The organism is Candidatus Accumulibacter phosphatis (genome assembly GCF_012939955.1).
GTDB classification, from domain to species: domain Bacteria; phylum Pseudomonadota; class Gammaproteobacteria; order Burkholderiales; family Rhodocyclaceae; genus Accumulibacter; species Accumulibacter delftensis.
On sequence record NZ_SPMY01000108.1, the window covers coordinates 14,144 to 32,991 of the forward strand.

Annotated in this window: 20 protein-coding genes and 2 pseudogenes; 14 read left to right on the forward strand and 8 right to left on the reverse strand. The window is 60.4% G+C overall.

Features of this window, described 5'->3' with window-relative positions; all coding sequences use genetic code 11:
* Positions 1 to 288: 288 nt before the first annotated feature.
* Complete coding sequence (locus tag E4Q23_RS21440) at positions 289 to 1,176, reverse strand: DNA-primase RepB domain-containing protein (protein ID WP_169068493.1); 888 nt, start codon at positions 1,174 to 1,176, stop codon at positions 289 to 291.
* A 594-nt stretch (positions 1,177 to 1,770) separates the two neighbouring features.
* Between E4Q23_RS21440 and E4Q23_RS21445 the strand changes: the two genes are divergently transcribed.
* Complete coding sequence (locus tag E4Q23_RS21445) at positions 1,771 to 2,841, forward strand: replication initiator protein A (RefSeq protein WP_012806093.1); 1,071 nt, start codon at positions 1,771 to 1,773, stop codon at positions 2,839 to 2,841.
* A gap of 260 nt (positions 2,842 to 3,101) precedes the next feature.
* Here E4Q23_RS21445 and E4Q23_RS21450 read toward each other — a convergent pair whose 3' ends face one another.
* The gene (locus E4Q23_RS21450) at positions 3,102 to 3,755 is read right to left on the reverse strand and encodes a ParA family protein (RefSeq protein WP_012806091.1); all 654 of its coding nucleotides are present in this window, start codon (positions 3,753 to 3,755) and stop codon (positions 3,102 to 3,104) included.
* A 266-nt stretch (positions 3,756 to 4,021) separates the two neighbouring features.
* On the opposite strand from E4Q23_RS21450, the gene E4Q23_RS21455 reads away from it, so the two are divergent.
* Positions 4,022 to 4,360, forward strand: a complete 339-nt coding sequence (locus E4Q23_RS21455) for a type II toxin-antitoxin system RelE/ParE family toxin (RefSeq protein WP_012806090.1) — start codon at positions 4,022 to 4,024, stop codon at positions 4,358 to 4,360.
* Positions 4,357 to 4,638, forward strand: a complete 282-nt coding sequence (locus tag E4Q23_RS21460) for a helix-turn-helix domain-containing protein (protein WP_012806089.1) — start codon at positions 4,357 to 4,359, stop codon at positions 4,636 to 4,638. Before E4Q23_RS21455 ends, E4Q23_RS21460 begins: the two co-directional genes overlap by 4 nt.
* A 117-nt stretch (positions 4,639 to 4,755) precedes the next feature.
* On the opposite strand, the gene E4Q23_RS21465 is transcribed toward E4Q23_RS21460, so the two are convergent.
* The 4 genes from E4Q23_RS21465 to E4Q23_RS21475 are packed head-to-tail and all read right to left on the reverse strand — an operon-like array spanning position 4,756 to position 6,409.
* Positions 4,756 to 5,724 carry a tyrosine-type recombinase/integrase gene (locus tag E4Q23_RS21465; RefSeq protein WP_012806088.1) on the reverse strand — a complete coding sequence of 323 codons (969 nt, stop codon included), beginning with the start codon at positions 5,722 to 5,724 and terminating at the stop codon, positions 4,756 to 4,758.
* 13 nt (positions 5,725 to 5,737) lie between these two features.
* Positions 5,738 to 5,989 carry a YlcI/YnfO family protein gene (locus tag E4Q23_RS21470; protein ID WP_012806087.1) on the reverse strand — a complete coding sequence of 84 codons (252 nt, stop codon included), beginning with the start codon at positions 5,987 to 5,989 and terminating at the stop codon, positions 5,738 to 5,740.
* Entirely contained in the window at positions 5,986 to 6,144 is a 159-nt protein-coding gene (locus E4Q23_RS25020; protein WP_336511754.1) for a hypothetical protein, read from the reverse strand. The genes E4Q23_RS21470 and E4Q23_RS25020 overlap by 4 nt, the downstream gene beginning before the upstream one ends.
* A complete protein-coding gene (locus tag E4Q23_RS21475; RefSeq protein WP_336511752.1) occupies positions 6,071 to 6,409 on the reverse strand; it encodes a PIN domain-containing protein in 339 nt (112 codons plus the stop codon). Before E4Q23_RS21475 ends, E4Q23_RS25020 begins: the two co-directional genes overlap by 74 nt.
* A gap of 187 nt (positions 6,410 to 6,596) precedes the next feature.
* On the opposite strand from E4Q23_RS21475, the gene E4Q23_RS21480 reads away from it, so the two are divergent.
* The 11 genes and pseudogenes from E4Q23_RS21480 (at position 6,597) to E4Q23_RS21530 (ending at position 16,477) form a co-directional block, all read left to right on the forward strand.
* On the forward strand, positions 6,597 to 6,854 hold the full coding sequence (locus E4Q23_RS21480) for a type II toxin-antitoxin system ParD family antitoxin (protein WP_169068494.1): 258 nt from the start codon (positions 6,597 to 6,599) through the stop codon (positions 6,852 to 6,854).
* Complete coding sequence (locus E4Q23_RS21485; RefSeq protein ID WP_169068495.1) at positions 6,855 to 7,319, forward strand: hypothetical protein; 465 nt, start codon at positions 6,855 to 6,857, stop codon at positions 7,317 to 7,319.
* Between the two features lie 21 nt (positions 7,320 to 7,340).
* Positions 7,341 to 7,649 (forward strand): annotated as a pseudogene (locus tag E4Q23_RS21490) (transposase); the annotation flags it as partial.
* 277 nt (positions 7,650 to 7,926) lie between these two features.
* Positions 7,927 to 8,196, forward strand: coding sequence for a metal-sensing transcriptional repressor (locus E4Q23_RS21495; protein ID WP_012806074.1), 270 nt, complete (start codon positions 7,927 to 7,929; stop codon positions 8,194 to 8,196).
* Between the two features lie 10 nt (positions 8,197 to 8,206).
* The gene (locus E4Q23_RS21500) at positions 8,207 to 9,325 is read left to right on the forward strand and encodes a nickel/cobalt efflux protein RcnA (RefSeq protein WP_169068497.1); all 1,119 of its coding nucleotides are present in this window, start codon (positions 8,207 to 8,209) and stop codon (positions 9,323 to 9,325) included.
* An 837-nt stretch (positions 9,326 to 10,162) separates the two neighbouring features.
* Entirely contained in the window at positions 10,163 to 11,290 is a 1,128-nt protein-coding gene (locus tag E4Q23_RS21505) for an efflux RND transporter periplasmic adaptor subunit (protein WP_012806072.1), read from the forward strand.
* On the forward strand, positions 11,290 to 14,373 hold the full coding sequence (locus tag E4Q23_RS21510; protein WP_034908390.1) for an efflux RND transporter permease subunit: 3,084 nt from the start codon (positions 11,290 to 11,292) through the stop codon (positions 14,371 to 14,373). The genes E4Q23_RS21505 and E4Q23_RS21510 overlap by 1 nt, the downstream gene beginning before the upstream one ends.
* On the forward strand, positions 14,366 to 14,668 hold the full coding sequence (locus tag E4Q23_RS21515) for a DUF3240 family protein (RefSeq protein ID WP_012806070.1): 303 nt from the start codon (positions 14,366 to 14,368) through the stop codon (positions 14,666 to 14,668). Before E4Q23_RS21510 ends, E4Q23_RS21515 begins: the two co-directional genes overlap by 8 nt.
* The gene (locus E4Q23_RS21520) at positions 14,665 to 15,903 is read left to right on the forward strand and encodes a TolC family protein (RefSeq protein ID WP_012806069.1); all 1,239 of its coding nucleotides are present in this window, start codon (positions 14,665 to 14,667) and stop codon (positions 15,901 to 15,903) included. Before E4Q23_RS21515 ends, E4Q23_RS21520 begins: the two co-directional genes overlap by 4 nt.
* A 146-nt stretch (positions 15,904 to 16,049) precedes the next feature.
* A pseudogene (locus tag E4Q23_RS25435) lies at positions 16,050 to 16,211 on the forward strand (efflux RND transporter permease subunit); the annotation flags it as partial.
* Between the two features lie 11 nt (positions 16,212 to 16,222).
* Positions 16,223 to 16,477 (forward strand): hypothetical protein, encoded by a 255-nt coding sequence (locus E4Q23_RS21530; protein ID WP_169068482.1) that lies wholly within the window; start codon positions 16,223 to 16,225, stop codon positions 16,475 to 16,477.
* 153 nt (positions 16,478 to 16,630) lie between these two features.
* Here the strand turns inward: E4Q23_RS21530 and E4Q23_RS21535 are convergent, their stop codons facing one another.
* A complete protein-coding gene (locus E4Q23_RS21535; protein WP_169068499.1) occupies positions 16,631 to 17,602 on the reverse strand; it encodes an ExeA family protein in 972 nt (323 codons plus the stop codon).
* A complete protein-coding gene (locus tag E4Q23_RS21540) occupies positions 17,602 to 18,585 on the reverse strand; it encodes a hypothetical protein (RefSeq protein ID WP_169068500.1) in 984 nt (327 codons plus the stop codon). Before E4Q23_RS21540 ends, E4Q23_RS21535 begins: the two co-directional genes overlap by 1 nt.
* Positions 18,586 to 18,848: the final 263 nt, after the last annotated feature.

The following is an 18,848-nucleotide window of genomic DNA, read 5'->3' on the forward strand; positions in this document are numbered from 1 at the left end:
AAAAGCCAATGCAACGGGGCACCGAACGGCCCGCCGCCGCAAAAACGGGCAGGCGCCCGATCGTGAGCCACCAGGCGGAGCGCGTGGGTAACGCACCGGGTTATGCAAGGGCTTGTCCACAGAAACCCGGGGTAGTCCAAGGTCACGCCAGACAAAGCCCGTAGAGCGCGCCAGGATGGTTTTAGATAGAGAGGGCTGGCCCAACCGGGAAAAACGCGCTCACGGCCCGCTGTGGCCGATTCCCGGGGTGCTCCGAGCGACGGGCCTCCCCCCGGCGGGGGCCTCCCCTTACCCCCTCGCCGGTCGCCCTCGTGGCAGGGCGTTGCGTTGCCGGGCGGCGTAGTCGGCATGCTCGGCGGTCTGCCGGGCATAGGCTTCGCCGTTTTCGCGGGCCTTGGCGCTTTCTTCCAGCAGCCGTTCGGCGGTCGCTTCGATGCCGTGGCCCCAGGAGAGCGCGATCTTGCACCAGATGAAATCCGCGCTAGTGCGTTTGGGATTACCGCCGGCGCCGATCGGCGCCCCTTCGAGGCAGCGCGCGTAGCTGGGCCATTTGCTCGTCCGCGAATCGCTGGAGGACGCGACGGGGGGTAGCGACACCGGGACCGGCTGGGCCGGCGCGAGGACGCCCATAGCGTCGAGGATCTGCGTAGTAACGCGGTGCCCGGGCTGGGCGGCGGCGATCCGGACCCGAGGAAAGTTCGGGGCGTAAGCGGGCTTGAAATTGGCGGTGCCGGCGACACGAGTGGCGCCGGACGCTTCCTTGTCGGCGCCGGTTCCTTCCTTGAGACGCGCGGCGAAGCCCCGGGGAGCGTTGGTGACGGCGACCCAGGCCTGCTGACCGCCGGGACTGGTACGCAGAATCAGGAATGCGGCCGGAGCGATGTGGGCCAGGGCATCTGGCGCGAGATCGTCGAGCTGCACCAGGGTGACGTCAGCGCCGGCGCGCGGACGGACGATCAGATTGTTCTGCCGCCGCGCGGCGCTGGGCACCAGGTAGGGCATGGACTGCCGGGCCTGGGCCAGGCTCTGCGCCGGGCGAAAGCCCCGTTTCTCCTGCTGGAGGTTGGTGTGGGTGATATCGAAAGCCTCGGCCCCAGCACTGGCAAACAAGTCGAGCAGGCGCAGCGCCTCGGCGATAGGTTCGCCTGCGTCGGCAGACCCCTTCCCGTTGATCAAAGTACCCTGCCCCCCGCCGTGGCTTCTATTTGCTTTCCCTGTCCTCGGACCTTTCCGGAAAACTACCGGCGCCGGGACGGGCTTTCAATTGAAAATTCCCGCCCGCGTTAGCGGGCGTCTGCTTGACGCGGCCCGAAGGGCCGCGCCTGTGGTGTTGGTATTTTGAGGCCGAAGGCCGATCACTTGGGGTCGTGCGGCGGTGAACCTGTTCGGCGTCGGGATAAATTGGGCGCGGGAAAGCGAGGTGGAGCCCCTGCTTTTGCGTTGGTTGAGACCAAAAGAGGTGGCTGGATGCTGGTGGTAGCGACCACGGCTGGCTAGTTATCAACAACGCTAGAGTCTTGTTAAATAGAGTTAATAGAGTTACGTGATTCTTGCAAAGCTGTAAATGTCTGATGTTAAACAAGAAAAAAAGGTGCTTTTTGAATGTTCCGGTGTGTAAAAACACGAAGTTTGGTGTGTAAAAACACGAAGTTTGGTGTGTAAAAAACACGAATGCTGAGAGCATGTATGGAAAAGTTATCAACAGGCTCAAAGGTGGGTAATAACACGAACAATATTGACATGGCGTGTGAAAACACGAAAAATCCGTGAATGGTGGGTGATAACACGAACTCGGAAGTCTCGGTGGGTGATAACACGAAGGAGAGGTCCCCTCTTCTTCCAATTCGGCACGAGCGGGATTTCTTCGTTTGCGACGTTTTTGATGCTGCCCTGAAGGGCGATAGCGCCTCGATGGAGCACCCGATATTCTCGCTGTCGAAGAAACCAGACATGAAGACCCGTCGTTATGAGAACGGGGCGAGTTGGGCGGAGGTGCGGCCTGGCGCGAAGGGGTTAGCAACGGTCTTTGACCGAGACATTCTGATTTATTGCATAAGCCAGCTTATGGCGGCGGTGAATGATAGCCGTCCGGTGTCGCGAACCCTGCGGCTGCGGGCGCATGATCTCTTGATTGCGACCAATCGGGACACAAGCGGGCGTGGCTACTTGCAGCTCAGGGAAGCTCTCGAACGGCTGCAGGGCACGCAGATTGCGACCAACATCATTACGGGTGGCAAGGAGACGTTCGATTTGTTCAGCCTGATTGATCGGGCGCGGATCGTGCGGGAGAGCCGCGAAGGGCGAATGCAAGAAATCGAAATTGTCCTTTCGGATTGGGTGTTTCAGGCGGTCGAAGCTCATGAAGTACTAACGCTTGATCGCCAGTATTTTCAACTCGCCAAGCCGCTCGAACGGCGACTTTACGAGCTGGCACGCAAGCATGTCGGGCAACAGCTTTCGTTTAAGATTGGCTTGGAGAAGCTGCGGGCAAAGTGCGGGGCACAATCCACGCTAAAAGAGTTTCGGCGCCTGTTGCAGACGATCATTGATGCCGACCAGTTGCATGACCACATGCCAGGGTACGGTTTCAGGCTCGATGGCGATATGGTTGAAATGCGAACCAAGAGCAAGCTGCCATCCTCTACCGAGCGCGGGGTTTTTATCCGCTTGAGTGAGGATGCTTACGCGCTGGGGCGTAACTACGCGCCTGGCTGGGACATTCACAGAATTGAAGCAGAGTGGCGAGCTTGGATTGATCGTAAGAAGATCAGCCCGCTTCATGCTCAGGCTCACTTTCTGGCGTTCTGTAAGCGGCGGGGCAAGTATCCTGGGTTTTCTTAAGCGCGGCTGCACTACCGCCCTACCCTACTTGGTGGCTAGCCTGCTTTTTTTAATGAATTCATGAAAACATTCATTCAGCAATTCATTAAGTTTTAAGCCTCGATCGAGAGCCGCTTGCTTGAAGGATCGCACGAAATCTGGGGGGCATGCGGAATTGCAAAGGCACGAGCTCGGCGGATGAGGTCACGCCGCGCTGACGGGTGATGCTCTGCTGGCGTGGCTTGGTCGGCGAAAGGTCGGCGGCGGTGATAGCAACAGTCTTAGCCATGCTTAACTTTCCTTACTGATTTAATGTTTTCATGAAAACATGATTTCACGCTAAGCCATAAACGGGCGATTTCGTCGGCGGCTGGGCTCTTCGGGGCAAGCTCTGGGGCGGTGCGGCCTCCGGTCATCGCGCCTGCGTAGGGAACGCGGTCGGCGATGAAGGCTTGAGCAACCCGACCATGCTCGGAAAGAGCGGCGATCGTTTGGGCGGTGATGGTGGCCTGGGGCTTGGCTTGAGTGATGACGAAGAGGAAAGGTTTCCCCGCTTGCTTGACCAAGGCAACGGTTTCCGAAACGGCCCAAAGATCGGCGGGAGAAGGGCGAACGGGGATTAACACGAGATCGGCCATGTTGATGACGGCGGAGCTCTGACCGGAGATCGTGGGGGCGGTATCAATGAAACAATAGGCCGCGCCACGTTGAGCCATGTTGGCCAGTCCCTCTGCGATACGGGCAAATGGCATTTCGGCGCGGTTGGGGGTGTCTTGCTCCCGTCGCGCGTGCCATTGGCTGAGTGTGCCTTGCTCATCGGTATCAATGAGCCACACGGGGACATCGCCGATGCGTTCAGCTTCGACTGCGAGGTGAGCGGCAAGGGTCGTTTTACCGCTGCCACCTTTTTGGGATGTGATTACGATTGTTTTCATGAAAACCACCGTTCATGAATGAAGGAAATAAACATCTCATGAAATTAACCAAATTCTGGAAGGTGGTCAAGCTGAATAGAAGCAGAGTTGTTTTTCTTGGCGGTAAAGTGACCGGAAGGCGCGTCACTGGACAGGCGGAGGTCCGCGCAGCGTGGCTCAAGGAACGAGGCGCGTAGAGGTCGGAAAAGTCGTGCGCTAAGCCGGTTGCCTGTGCCGCGGCTCCAATCCATCTTGTCAGTACATACAAGTTTTTGTATAGTCTAGACATGATCAATCTCAAGCCAGTCGAATTCCGTGGATGCTCCCTTGATGACCTTCGCGCCTTCCCACTCGCGGCCAAACGCGAGGCAGGCCATCAACTCGACCAGATACAGAACGGCCAGGAACCGGACGACTGGAAGCCTATGAGCGCCGTGGGCCAGGGGGTAAGGGAGATTCGGATTCGGGATGCAGCCGGGGCGTTTCGGATCATCTACGTCGCCAAGTTCGCTGATGCCGTCTACGTGCTTCACTGCTTCCAGAAGAAGACCGCGAAGACCAGCAAGGCCGATCTGGGCTTGGCCGCCAAGCGTTACCGCGATTTGTTGAAGGAGCTAAACCAATGAGCAACGAACGATTTGCCAGCGTCTGGGATGCCATCGAGGACACCCCGGAAGCAGCGGAAAACATGAAGCTGCGTTCTGTCCTGCTGACGGCGCTGAAGAACCACCTTACCCGGACCGAAATGAGCCAGACGCAGGCCGCCAAACTCTTTGGTGTGACTCAGCCGCGTGTCTCTGACCTGATGCGCGGCAAGATCAACCTGTTCGGCCTCGATGCACTGGTGAACATGGCGACGGCTGCCGGGCTTCACATCGAAATGCGGGTGCTTGAAGCTGCCTGACCTTTTCGAAGATCGCCATTTAACGCCGCTTCAAGCGAGAGCGGTTTTCGAGAACACCCCGGCCACATCGGCGCTAGCAGCCTGTCGGACTTGACCGGGATCAAGTCCGACAGGCTGCTAGTAGGCGACCTTGAAGGTCGGACTATCCTCCGGCCTAGTCTTGCGGTGGTCATAAATACGCGTCGTGGCGATGTTGGCGTGACCCAGCCACTCCTGCACCTTGGCGATGTCGGCCTGGTGGTCAAGCGCATTGGTCGCGGCGGTCGCCCGCAACGCGTGCGCCCCGATCGCGAAACCCAGTGCCGTTGAGTATTGCCGCACCAGTTTGTATACCGCGTCGGGCGTGATCGCTCTTTCCAGTCCGCCAGTAGTGCAGTTGTTGCGCAGCGGCCGGAATAGGGCGCCGGCATCGTCCGCGCCATGCCCTGCGATCTCAAGATAGTCGCCGATCAAGCCGCCGGCCGCGGGGTGCAGCGGGACATAACGGATCTTGCCGCCCTTGCCGAATACCTTGAGGTGCGGCACCCCGCGCCGCTCGTGTTTGTAGTCCTTGACCGTCAACCGACACAGCTCGTCACGCCGCAGAGCGTGATAGAGCAGGGTGGCCAGGATGGCGCGGTCGCGCTTGCCCTTGAGCGACGCGCCGTCGGGCGCGTCCAGCAGCTTGCGCGCCTGGTGGTCGCCGAGCGCCGGGGTCTTGCCTTCGTAGCTTTCCACCGGTGGGCGCTTGACCCCCTTGACTGGGTTATGGGTCACGGCGTTCTTCTCGCACAGGGACTCGAACAGCGACGACAGGGCCGCCAGGCGATGCCGGACGGTCATGCCGCTCAAGGCGCGCTGCACCAGGTCGTCACGCCAGGCGATGACGTGGGCGCGGATCACGGTGCGGAATTCCTCGGGCTTCACGATGCCGGTGAACTTCATAAAATCCCCGAGGGCGTTTTCGTAGGCGCGGCGGGTGGCCTTGTTGCCGAGATTGGCAAACCATTCGATTTCGGGGGGAACATCGGCCAGGCGCTGGAACTGCTCGGCGGTCAGGAGCCGGGAAGCGGAGGGCAGGGTGGCTGGCAGGCCGCTCGTGGTCATGGCCGCGTCCGGTTCAAGGAATCAGATCGTCTGGCTGCGGCGGCTCACCGCCCTGGCGCTGCATAATGCGGTCGAAAGCATCAAAATCAGCCCGCTCCCGACGTTCAGCGAAGAACGTCGCGGTGTTCATGGCCGCCAGCTTTTCGGCGACAGCGGTCGCCACGAACTGGTTTAAGCTCGTGCCGTCGGCCTTGGCGCGGCGCACAACTTCGGCCTTGATCGAATTAGGCAGACGCAGCGGGTAGGTGCTTTGAGAATTTCTCATAGTCTGATCCTCCGTAAGGCGGTGATAGGGGTCAATACTTCGATGCCAAATTGCAGGGGCACAGTGCCGAAATCGCGTTGATTAAACGTCACGATAGCCGACGCGAGGCCGTTGGCGGCGGCTTCGAGCACCAGTTCGTCGCCGGGATCGCGCAACAGCGGTCGCCACAAAAAAATGCGTCTCAACCGGCGCGACCATGGCGATGACGGCATCCAGAAAGATGCTCACCTGGGCGGGGCTAAGACCGGCAGCTATGCCGTGTTCAGGTCGACAACAGGTCGCTTCGTATTCGAGCGCCAGCGCCACATTGGCCACAAGCGTCACCTCGCCCCGACGGGCGGCCATCAACAAGGCGGCTGAAGCGCCAGTTGGACTGCGCATAGCAGCAACGATAACGTTAGTGTCGAGAACAAGCCTCATATCATCAGCAATATCATATTGCGGGCGATGTGTCTACAAGAAAGCAGATCATGGCGCCATAACACCACCCCGCGTAACTATCGATAAAATAGGTTATCAATAGTCAAATGACCGGAAGCTGTTGCGCACGCTCGATCACATTTGTATTAGTATCTAATACACAAGATCAACCCAGAAAGGAGCCGTCATGCCGCGAAACACCAGCGTCACCCTGGGTGAACACTTCGAGGGCTTCATCGCCCAGCAGATCGATGCCGGCCGCTTCGAGTCCAAGAGCGAGGTGGTGCGCGCCGCGATGCGGCTGCTCGAAGAGCACGAACAGAAAGTGAGCGCCTTGCGTCAGGCCCTGGTTGAGGGCGAGACGAGCGGCGAACCGGTGCCCTTCACGATGGCGTCGATCATCGAGGAGGCACGCCAGGAGTGTTACAAGGGAGCGCAAGGCTAGATGCCGATTATCGGCCATCTGGCTGAAGCCGGCATCGTGATCTTCGACGCGTTTCGTGAAGGCAACATCGCCCCGGCAACACAGAACTTCGAATTCATCCAGGCCTGTGAAGCACGCCTGCCCAAAGGGCATCGGATGGCCCATGTCCGCCTGGACTCGGCCGGCTATCAGGCTGACATTGTCAATTACTGCGAAAACACCGGCAAGACCTTCGCCATCGGCGGTCGGCTGGATGCGCCGACACAACAGGCCATTGCCGGAATCCCTGAAAGCGACTGGAAGCGCTACGCTGACTGCGCCGTTGCCGAGACACTGCACAGCATGAACGAGACCAGGAAAGCGTTCCGCCTGATCGTCGTCAAGTACAAGCGGCAGGCAGAACTGTTCGATGACGCACCGAGATACCACGTCATCGTCAGCAACTGCGTCGAATCGACCACCGACACCCTGATCTGGTATCGCTAGTGCGGGGAGACTTCCGAGAATGGGATCAAGGAACTGAAGATCGGCTTCGGCATGGGGCGCATGCCCTGCGGGCAGCTTATCGTCAACGCTGCATTCTTCCGCATCGGCGTTATCGCCCATAACCTGTTCGTCCTGTTCAAGCATTCCACCCTGGGCGCCGATTGGCAGCGCTATAAAGTCGCCACCATCCGCTGGCGCCTGTTTCATCTGCCGGGCAAGGTGGTGCGCCATGCTGGGGCATGGGTGTTGAAGGTCGCGGTCGATACCGTCGACCGCTTCCGCACCATCCGTACCCGCAGCTTCGCGCAGGCCGTGGCAAATTCTCCATAGCCGCTTCCGCTCGGCACCCCGGCAAGACTCCTCCGTGCAGCACTGCGCGAGGAACCGTTCGTCCAGAACTCGTGCCACCACCATGCTATCGGGATCCGCCCCTCCGCTTTTGCGTACTCTGCGAACTGCCGCCGCCTCTTGCGTGGCCCCTCTCGCACTTCGCGCGCCTTCAGCATGGGCAAGAGCCCCGGCAACCGGGCGGCGAGGTTTTCAATCGCGGGATTTGGGGCCTTTTAATGGCTTGACGTATCCTATCCCCCTGGATAGGATACGAGGTATGAGCACGCACACTTCCCATCCAGAGATCATCAAGCGCCTGAAACGGGCTGAAGGCCACCTCAGGAGCACCATCACCATGCTTGAGGACAGCCGTGACTGTCTGGCGATCGCCCAGCAACTGCAGGCCGTCGAAAGCGCAGTCGGCAACGCCAAGAAGACGCTGGTGCACGACCACATCGACCACTGCCTTGAACAAGCAGTGCGCGACGCGCCGCAAAGCGCGGAAGAGACTATCCGCGAGTTCAAAGCCATCACCAAATATCTCTGAAGGAAACACGATGACCAGTTTTTCCACCCTGCTGGCGCAGGGCGCGGGAAACGCCTGGCTGTTTATCCCGAGTGCGATCTTGCTCGGCGGCCTGCACGGCCTCGAACCAGGCCACTCCAAGACCATGATGGCCGCTTTCATTGTGGCGATTCGTGGCACGGTGGGGCAAGCCGTTCTGCTCGGGGTGTCGGCGACGATTTCACACACAGCTGTGGTGTGGGTGATCGCGCTTGGCGGCATGTACTTCGGCCAGAAATGGGACGCGGAAACCAGTGAGCCCTATCTGCAGGTGGCGTCCGCCTTGGTGATCATCGGCGTTGCTCTCTGGATGATCTGGCGGAACTGGCGACAACAGCAGCTTGCCGAGCAGGACCACGATCACGATCATCATCATGACGACAGCAAACGCATCGATACCGGTCACGGCGTGGTACGCCTGGATGTGTTCGAGGACGGCGTGCCGCCGCGCTTCCGCTTGTTCGCAGAAAGCGGGCACGGCCACACCTGGACAGCCGATCAGGTGAGGATCGAAACCGAACGACCAGACGGTAGCCGCCAGTCATTCCGGTTCGTGCAGCGCGACGGCTTTGTGGAGTCGGAGCAGGAAATTCCAGAGCCACACGAATTCGTGGCTCGTCTGCGCCTGGGTCATGAGCACCACAGCCACGACTATGATGTCGAGTTCGTCGAGCACGACCACCAGCACCACGCCATCAAGGACTACGAAGGGCTGGATGTGTCAGCTCCCGGATACCAGGATCCGCACGAACTGGCGCATGCCAACGATATCCGCCACCGTTTCACCAATCGGGAAGTGACGACCGGGCAGATCGTGATGTTCGGGTTGACTGGCGGGCTGATTCCCTGTCCCGCCTCGGTTACCGTGCTGTTGCTGTGCTTGCAACTGAAGGAGATCGCCCTCGGTGCGACCCTGGTGCTGAGCTTCAGTATCGGCTTGGCCTTGACGATGGTTCTTTCCGGCGCCTTGGCAGCCTTGAGCGTGAAACACGTTTCCAGGCGCTGGAGCGGTTTCGGCAAGTTTGCGCGGAGAGCACCGTATTTCTCTGCTGCGCTCATCCTTCTCGTTGGTCTTTACGTTGGCTACCAAGGCCTGAAAGCACTGGCCTGACGAGTAGGCTGCCGTTAGAAGATATGAACCACCTCTCCATTAGGCAGAATGTACCCCTCCCAGGATAAGATGCCGCCATGAAAGAAGGAGCAATTCATCCATCGCACTCGTGTATCAACAAGCGGCTAGAGAAAGTCGAAGGCCACTTGCAGATCATGGCGGAATGATGGAAGCTGGCCGCTGTTGTTTGAGTGTCTCGCAGCAGTTGCACGCTGTTGAGAAGATGCTCACTGCGGAAAAAGGCCCTCGCGCATGACCACCTCAATCATTGTCTCGAACCCACCGCCGATCACGCTGCGCCCAGGCAGTTCGGCTGCACTCGATGACTTCAGAAAAATCATAAAGTATCTGTAATGCACAGGCCGCATCGAAAAACCATACGGCTACTAATGCTCATCCTTTTTTTTTGTGATGAGCGTCGGCGCCTATGGCTTCAACTTGAAGCGGTTTTCACACGAACTTGATCACGATCGCCAAACGCGCACCGCGTCGATCAATCACGATCACGCGCCGCGGCTTGATGCCAAGAGCAATCCGGCCGCCGAACCATCGAACGATGCCGAACATGAACTGTTGCACGCCTTGAGCCACTGCGAGCTATTTCCCAATTCGGCTGTCAGTCACCTTGCTGAGCCGCCTGCTCGGACAGCCCTCGTGCTACCGAGCGTCCTCACTCTGCTCCCGGCAGAACTCGAGCCCCCTTTCCGACCTCCCCGTAGCGCATCCCTCGTTTAACTCCGCGTCGCTCGCGGAGTTCCGCAGGTTTGTCTTTCCCCTGGCTCGACGAGCGGCGTGGTCACGCTTGTTGTGTCGGCAGACGCTATAAAGAGGTTGATAATGAAAACAAGCAGCTCCCCCTTCCCGGCGGGAAGCGCATGGGCAATGGCCGTGATGTGCATCCTCACGGCTACCACGCAGGCAGCCGACCGGCCAGCAAAATTCACCGTTCCAAACAGCCAGATTCAGGCGTTGGGCATTCAAACCACGCCATTGCAGAATGATACCGACTTGGTAAAGGCGAGTTATCCCGCACATGTCGTGGTGCCGCCAGAAGCGGAACAGGTGATCAGTTCGCCCGTCGCCGGCCTAGTAGCGCAATTGCTGGTGCAGCAAAACCAGGTCGTGCCTTCAGGCGCACCACTGGTGCGCATCGTCAGTCCCGAACTGGGCCAGTTGCAGCTGCAGTTGTTACAAGCAACCGTTCGCGCCACCCTTGCACGGCAAGCGGCGCAGCGCGAGCACGCTTTGTTTGATGAAGGAATTATTGCCAAACGTCGAGTGCAGGAAGCGCGAGCGGCGCTGCAGGAAGCCGAAGCCACGCTCAATCAGGCCAAGGCAGCGCTGCGTCTAAGCGGCATGCCGTCCGCGACGATCGAGCGCATTGCGACGTCTGGCAAGCCCCAAGACAGCGTGACTCTGCTCGCGACGCAGGCCGGGATCGTCACCGTTATCGCGGTCAAACCTGGCCAGCGAGTCGAGGCAGCGACGGCTTTGTTGCACGTGGCTCAAACGGACTCTCTGTGGCTCGATATTCAGCTTCCGGTGTCGGAACGTGTGGGCTGGCCAGCCGGAACCCAGGTAAAAGTGCTCGGCCGCAGCCTCACGGCGCGAATCTTGAGCGTAAGCCCGACCGTCTCCCACGGCAGTCAGACAGTAGTACTGCGGGCAGCCGTCGAAGGCAAGACCGGCGAGGTTCGACCCGGCGAGTTGGTAACTGTCGAACTGCCAATCACCGCTACTCAAGGCAATTGGGATGTGCCCTTGTCCGCGGTGGTTCATGACGGCGAACAAGCTTACCTCCTCGTCCGCACCGCGGACGGTTTCGAAGCCAGACCCGTGAAGGTTGTGGTTAGCGCTGGTCAGCGTGTGCGCGTACAAGGCCCGCTCAAAGAAGGTGAACAGATCGCCATCAGCGGCGTGGTAGCACTCAAGGGCGCCTGGCTCGACGCGAAGGAGAGCAAGTGATGCTTGCTCGTCTCGTTCAGCTTTCCCTGTCGCAGCGCCTGTTCGTCTTGTTGGCGACGCTGATTGTCGCTGGTGCGGGATGGATGGCCTACCTCGGCTTGCCGATTGATGCATTCCCCGATGTGTCGAGCACGCAGGTCAAAATCATCATGAAGGCCCCCGGCATGACCCCGGAGGAGGTCGAAAGCCGAATCGCGGTGCCGATCGAAGTAGAAATGCTCGGCATCCCGAAAACCAAAATCCTGCGCTCGGTCACCAAGTACGGCCTGGTCGACGTAACCATCGACTTCGAGGACGGTACCGACATCTACTGGGCGCGCCAGCAGGTGAGTGAACGCCTGGGCGGCCTGACGGACAGTCTGCCGGCCGGCATCACGGGCGGAATGGCGCCGATCACTACCCCGCTGGGGGAAATGTTCATGTTCACCGTCGACGCCGATGGCTTGTCGCTGGCCGAACGGCGCAGCCTCCTGGATTGGGTCATCCGGCCAGCGTTGCGCACAGTGCCTGGCGTCGCCGACGTGAATGCGCTGGGTGGCGTCGTTCGCGCCTTCGAGGTTGTGCCCGATCAGATCAAGATGGCTGCCAGCGGCGTGACGGTGGCCCAGTTGAAGGAGGCGATTGACGCCAATAACCGCAACGATGGCGCGGGCCGGTTGGGCGAAGGCGACGAAGTATTGCTGGTGCGCAGCGAAGGAAGTGTCACGAGCCTGGACGACCTGCGTGCGATCGTGGTGACGATCAAGGACGATTCGCCGGTTCGTCTGGGCAACCTGGCCGAGGTCAAGATCGGCACTGTCACGCGCTATGGTGTGGTGACGCAAGATGGCAAAGCCGAAGCCGTCCAGGGACTGGTGCTGGGACTGGCAGGTGCCAATGCGCAAAAAGTCGTTGAAGGCGTGCGCAAGAAACTGGATGAACTGCAACCAACGCTCCCGAAAGATGTGCAGCTCGGCGTTTTCTACGATCGCGCCTCCCTCGTCAGCAAGGCGGTCGGTGCGGTCTCGGCAGCGCTGCTCGAGGCGACAGTCCTGGTCATCATTTTGCTGGGGCTGTTCCTGGGCAATATCCGCGCGGCCGTGACCGTGGCTCTAGTACTGCCTCTGGCGGCACTGATCACCTTTATCCTGATGCGCGGCTTCGGTATGTCGGCCAACCTGATGAGTCTGGGAGGCCTCGCAATTGCTATCGGCATGTTGCTCGACGCGGCAGTGGTGGTGGTCGAAAACATCGTACAGCGCCTGGCGACCGACCCGACGGCCGGCAAGCTGCCGCGCTTGCATACCATCTATCGCGCAGTGCGCGAGGTTGCGGTTCCGGTCTCGTCCGGGATCCTGATCATCATTACCGTCTTTCTGCCGCTTTTGACGCTACAGGATCTGGAAGGCAAGTTCTTCGTGCCGGTGGCACTGACCATCGTCTTTGCCCTGGCCGGGTCGCTGCTGCTTTCGCTAACCGTCATTCCGGTGCTGGCGTCGTATTTGCTGCGCGAGGTCAAGCATGAGGATCCGTGGTTGCCACGCAAATTGCTGGCACTCTATGAGCCGGCCCTAGCCTGGGGACTGCGACGGCAGGGTATCGTCGTCGGCGTGGCAGTGCTGCTACTGCTGGGAGCGGGCGGGGTGTACACCCAGGTTGGCAAGACCTTCATGCCGACGATGGACGAAGGCGATTTGATCGTCGGTATCGAGAAATTGCCCTCCATCAGCCTGGAACAAAGCGCCGCTCTCGATCTGAAGATTCACCAGGCCCTCATGAAGGCCATTCCAGAGGTCACCGGCATCGTTGCACGTGCCGGCTCTGACGAAATTGGCCTCGACCCGATGGGGCTCAACCAGACCGACACCTACCTCGTGTTGAAGCCGCGAGACGACTGGCGCATGAAGAGTAAGGAAGCACTGATGGACGAGATACGCAAAGTGCTCGACCCCATGCCTGGTATCTCCTACAGCTTCACACAACCCATTGAAATGCGCGTCTCGGAAATGATTATCGGCGTGCGCGGCGATCTGGCAGTGAAGATATTCGGGCCTGATCTCGACCAGCTCAATACGTATGCGAGCGAGGTCGAAGCACTTCTCAAGACGGTCCCGGGGAATCAAGACGTCTACACCGTCCAGAACGATGGTGTGCAGTACTTGCAGGTGGTGGTTGACCGCCTGCAGGCAGGTAGCCTTGGTTTGAGCGTGGAAGAGATCCAGGACGCGCTGCGCACGCAGATCGAGGGGCAGCGGGCCGGCATCGTGATCGAAGGTAACCGCCGCACACCCATCGTATTGCGCGGCACCGAGGCGGTTCGTATGTCGCCGGCTGAATTTGGCGCCATGCGGATCACGACGCAGGGCGGCAGCACGGTGCCATTGACCAGCGTCGCCAAGCTGCAACGGGCGGCAGGGCCGGTCAAGATCGATCGGGAAATGGGCAGCCGTTATAGCGTGGTCATCGCCAACGTCGGTGGCCGCGATCTGGTTGGCTTCGTTGAAGAGGCCAGAGCGCTCGTCACGGAAAAGTTGTCCCTGCCTACCGGCTACCGCATCACCTGGGGGGGGCAGTTCGAGAACCAGCAGCGCGCGGCTGCGCGTTTGGCGGTGGTAGTTCCGGTCGCACTTGGCCTGGTCTTCGTCCTGCTGTTTTCGACCTTCCGCTCGGTGCGCCAGGCTTTGCTCATCCTGAGCAACGTCCCATTTGCCCTGGTCGGCGGTATCGTCGCCTTGTGGGTGACGGGAGAATACCTGTCGGTGCCAGCGTCGGTGGGCTTCATCGCGCTGCTCGGTATCGCGGTCTTGAACGGAGTCGTGCTGGTTAGCTATTTCAATCAATTGCACAGCGAAGGGATGAAATTGAGCGATGTCGTTGTTCAGGGCGCGAAGCGGCGTTTGCGCCCGGTACTGATGACCGCCTCAATTACGGCGTTCGGATTGATCCCGCTGCTCTTTGCCAGCGGGCCGGGCTCGGAAATCCAGCGGCCGCTTGCCATTGTCGTGATCGGTGGCCTGACCACCGCCACGGTGCTGACGCTGATGCTGTTGCCCATCCTGTATTTGCGCTTTGCTTTCCCAAGACGAGAGGTTCCCCATGTCTGAACTTTGCTTGACGCTGGTGTGTCCGCCAGAGGTCGAAGAAAAACTACTCGATCTGCTGCTCCTGTGGCCCGGTGCGACGATCTTCACCAGTACAGCGACAGCCGCGCACGGTCTGGCCCACGAGTCTCTGGATCAGACAGAACAGGTGCTGGGTCGGGCGCGAGCCACGGAGGTGCAGGTGATCTGTGCGGCGGCTGGTCAAGCGGCGCTGCTTGCAGCGCTGCGTCAGCAATTCTCCGGCGTGGGGCTGCGCTACTGGGTGACCCCGGTCGTCGAAGCGGGAGAAATCGCATGATGGTTAGATTGCTCTTGATCGGCATCTTCGCCGTAGTCAAGGCCGCATCTGCGGCGCAGCCAATGAATCCGCCGGGGCTCATGCCAACCGCAATTGCGCGCCCTTTATTCGAGCAGGACCCGGGCGTCGCCGCGGCGCGGGCAGGCTTGGACGTGGCTCTGCAAGAGGCGAGCATTCTCGATCAATCTCCGTATGAGTGGACCGCTCGCGTTGATGGGCAGCAGCGCAGAGTGGAAAACGGTCCCCGCTACAACGAATGGTTCGTAGGTGTCGAGAAGACCATTCGGCTTCCCGGCAAAGCCACAGCCGATCGCAGTATCGGCAAGGCAACCGTCGACGAGTCTCGGGCGCGCTATGGCGAGGCTTTGCTCACATCGGCTCGTGAACTGATGGAATTGTGGGTGGACTGGCTGGCGGCGGAACGCGCTCGCGAGCTGGGTGGGAGCAGCCTTCAGTCGATGCAAGCCAGTCTCGCGGCCGTGGAGAAACGCGCTCGCGCCGGCGATGCCTCGAAATTGGACCTGGGCATTACCCGCGCCGAACTGGCCGAGCAACGACGCATGGACAATGACGCAAAGACGCAGGCTGCCGCAGCCTGGTTACGTCTATCCACCCGCTTTCCTGGCGTCGAGCGTCAGCTCTTGGCTCTGCCCGAGCCGTTGGTGCTTGGGAGCGAGGCGCCATCTTGGCAGGAGCGCATCCTGGCTGAAACGCATGCACTGAAGCTTGTGCAAGCGCAAGTCCGGAAAGCGCAAGCGCAGGCAGAACGAGCACGTGCGGAGAAGATTCCTGATCCAACGTTCGGGGTCTATACGGCTTCGGAGATCGGCGGCCGCGAGCGCATTCCCGGAGTCACAATCAGCATTCCGATTCCGGGAGGCGCGCGTGACTTGCGCAGTGCACAGGCGATTGCGGCAGTTGAGGTTTCGCGCCAGGAAGCCGAACTCAAACAGCGCCAGCTTCAGGCAGGGATTGCAAGCGCCGTGGCGACTGCGCGCGGTGGCTACGAGAGCTTTCAGATCGCCAACGAAGGCGCGGCGGCTATGCAAGAGAACGCCCGTCTGATGCAGCGGGCTTATGCGCTCGGCGAAGCGGAGCTACAAGCTTTTCTGCTGACGCGTCGCCAAGCGACGGCTGCGGTGAACAACGCCTTGCAAGCGCAAGTCATCGCCCTGAAGGCCTATTACGGGCTGCTCATCGACGCGCACTTGATTTGGGGCTTGGAGCATGACTAGCCAGTCCGTGTCTTCACTTCGCCAGAAGAATTTTTTGCGTACTTTTGAAGCTCCGTCGATGATTGAAAGATGCAACATGCAAAATACCGTAACCATAGGCTTAGGGCGTACGAACGATGAACACCTCTTCGAGTTATGCGTCATGAGTGCTGCTCTCGCAGGGTATCGGAGCGGAAACGCAACGGCCGCTGGCGACCGTGGTTGTCGGTGGTCTGCTGACATCGACGGCCCTGACACTGCTCCTACTGCCGCTCATGTATGAGTGGGTCGAAGCGCGCCGAGAGCGCCGCACCGTAACTTCCCCTTGAGAAAGACAACGATGAAGACAGTGTTCGCTATCGCAGGTCTGGCCGTGCTTGCGCTCACCGGTTGCGTGGGACATACGCATGATCTCGCGCCGGAAAGTGGAAACCCAGAGGCCACAATCGGCACCTTCACTCACGAGGGGCGTGAGGGGCCTGCAATGGTCCTGGAATTCAAGGGACAGCGTTTTGCGGCCCAGGGCTTTGCGATACGCCGCGACGCAAACATCGCGGCCTTGCAACAGCACGATAGGTGTAGCGACGCAAAATGATGTCGGCCCAGACGCACAATCAAGGGGGCTTTCTGACGCAAATTAGTTGAGACGGATAGCGACTCCAGACGCACATTCGGTGATTCTCAAACCACATTACGTGAGACGGACGCACATTGTTGAGACGCTCAATCGCGTTCGCGGTGCGGAGGGTCACAGCGGCAGTCCCACTGCCCGCATCTCCTCGATGAGTTCCGTCGATCGCTGCGGATTCAGCGTGCCGCGCAGCAGTTCGCGGATCTCCACCGGCTTCGCTTCGAACTGTTCGCATAGAGCGCGCACGTCGTACCCGTGCCGCGTCAGTTGGGGTTCCAGATCATCAATGCGCCTCGACAGCACCGTCTCCACGATGGCGGCGTCGATTGGTTTCACACCGGCTTCAAAGCCTGCTTCGAAAGCGCGCACCAGGTGTCGCCCGATCTGCAGCGGGGTTTTGAGCCTTGCGGCCAGGAGGGTGGCCGCGTCGTCGGTCAGCACTGTGCTCGGCTCGACGCCCTCTTCGAGCGAGGCTTTCATCGCCCAGTCGATGTAGTCGCGCTGCCGGTCGCGCAGACCCCCAAACTCGAAGATGGTGGTCCGATCTCCCACCTCCTCCATCTTGGGGCGGCGCAGGTCGTTCTTGAGCTTGGGATGCCCGATCAGAACGATCGCCAACTGCCCGCCGCCGTCCACGACCAGCTCAAGCAAGCGCTTCAAGGCGGTCAGGGTTTTCGGGTGCAGGTCGTGCGCGTCATCGACGAACAGCGCGACCGGCTTCTTGACCTTGCGGAATAGCTCCTGCAGATCCCGCTCGCGCCGCTCCGACTGGCTCGATATCGTGACCGTCTTCTCCGTCGACAGATCGTAGAACAGTGCGGCAATCAGCAAGGGGACGGTGATTTTGGCCTTGTCCAGGGTCAAGGAGCGCGACACGATCACGCGCCCCTCCTTATCGAGGCTGTCGCGCAGGCGCCGCGCGAGCGCGGTCTTGCCGGAGCCGATCACGGCGGTCAGCGCGATCAGACGCCCTCCCTGGATCGCGGCTATCAGGTCGCGAGTCATTTGCTGGTGATGGTCGGTTTCGAAGAATCCAACATCCACGGGCGGACGCCTGAGGTGGTAGTGTCGCATGACTTCGGTGAGCATCAGGCGATTCCTCCTTTGCGCCCCGCCGGGAAGCGAGCGCGAATGGTTGCAATGATGACGGGCCGTGACAGGGTTTCCGCGAGTAGTTGCGTGATGAAGGCGCGGTCCTCATCGCCGAGCTTCGCAAGCGGCAAGCGCAACTCCTCGGCGATGGCCTGCCGAGCCGCTACCGCATTGGGGAAGGTCAGTTCGTGGAAAGGGTCCGGACCGTCGAACGGCTTCGCCGGCGGCATGAGCGCGGCGCCCGGCGGGGCGCACACCACAATGTCGCTCTCTCCGCTCACCGCAGCACGTGGGATGCTGATTTTCTCGGCCAACTGCGCCACCTGGTCGGCACGATGCTCACGCCGACTCTTGCGATGCTTGCGGTAGCGATGGATCGGGATCGGCCCGCCGACCGGCTGAAACGGGCCGTAGCGGTCGTCACCCAGTTCTGCGAAGAGTTCCTGATCGAACAAACCCCACCATACGATGACTTCCTCGCCGGCCAATTCGGCATCCACCTCGTAGGTCACGCCCGCGACGGTCAGGCGGCAGTCGATCGCCACGGTACGCCGCTCCGGCTCGCGGGCGAAGGTGCAGAATCGTTCCCACGAACACATCGCCCGTAGCCCATCCGCGGGAAGGTGCGTAAGCCAGTCCTCCTGGCGGCTGTGGTCTTCGGTGCGGTGGTCCCGATGGTTGTACTTGGTCACGTAGTTGACGAGCCAGCGATTGGCCTCCGCTTCGGTCGCTGGCTTGTGAAAGTGATACAGCGTCTCGTGCGCTTCCTTCACCGTCCGGAAGGGACGCTCCACCTTGCCCTTGCTGCGCGCCGTGGTGCGTCGGCCGTCGCTATTGCGCGGCATATGCAGGATGACCTCGACGCCAAGGCACTCCATCACGCGGCGGAACACTGCCGACTTACCGACCGGCCCGTTGTCCAGTTGGATCGCGCTCGGGATGCCCTGCAACCGATTTCCTGCTTCCTCCTTGGCTGACATGGCGTTGAACAGAAACCTCAGCCCCGTCTCGACATCCTCGCCGTATACGCAGCGGTATTCCTGGTAGGCCCCTTGACGCTCCCCGGAACTGACCCGCTTTTGCCTCACCAAAGCTGACCCACCAAGCGTCACCCAGTGAGCCCCTGTTGAGGTCTGCAGCGATTTCCGGAAGCCGAACCTCGTAGCCCCGCAAGCTCGGTCGGCAGGCCACGCCGGTTGGCAACGCAGCAGCGCGCGTAGCTCCGAGTGCCTGCTCTTCTGAT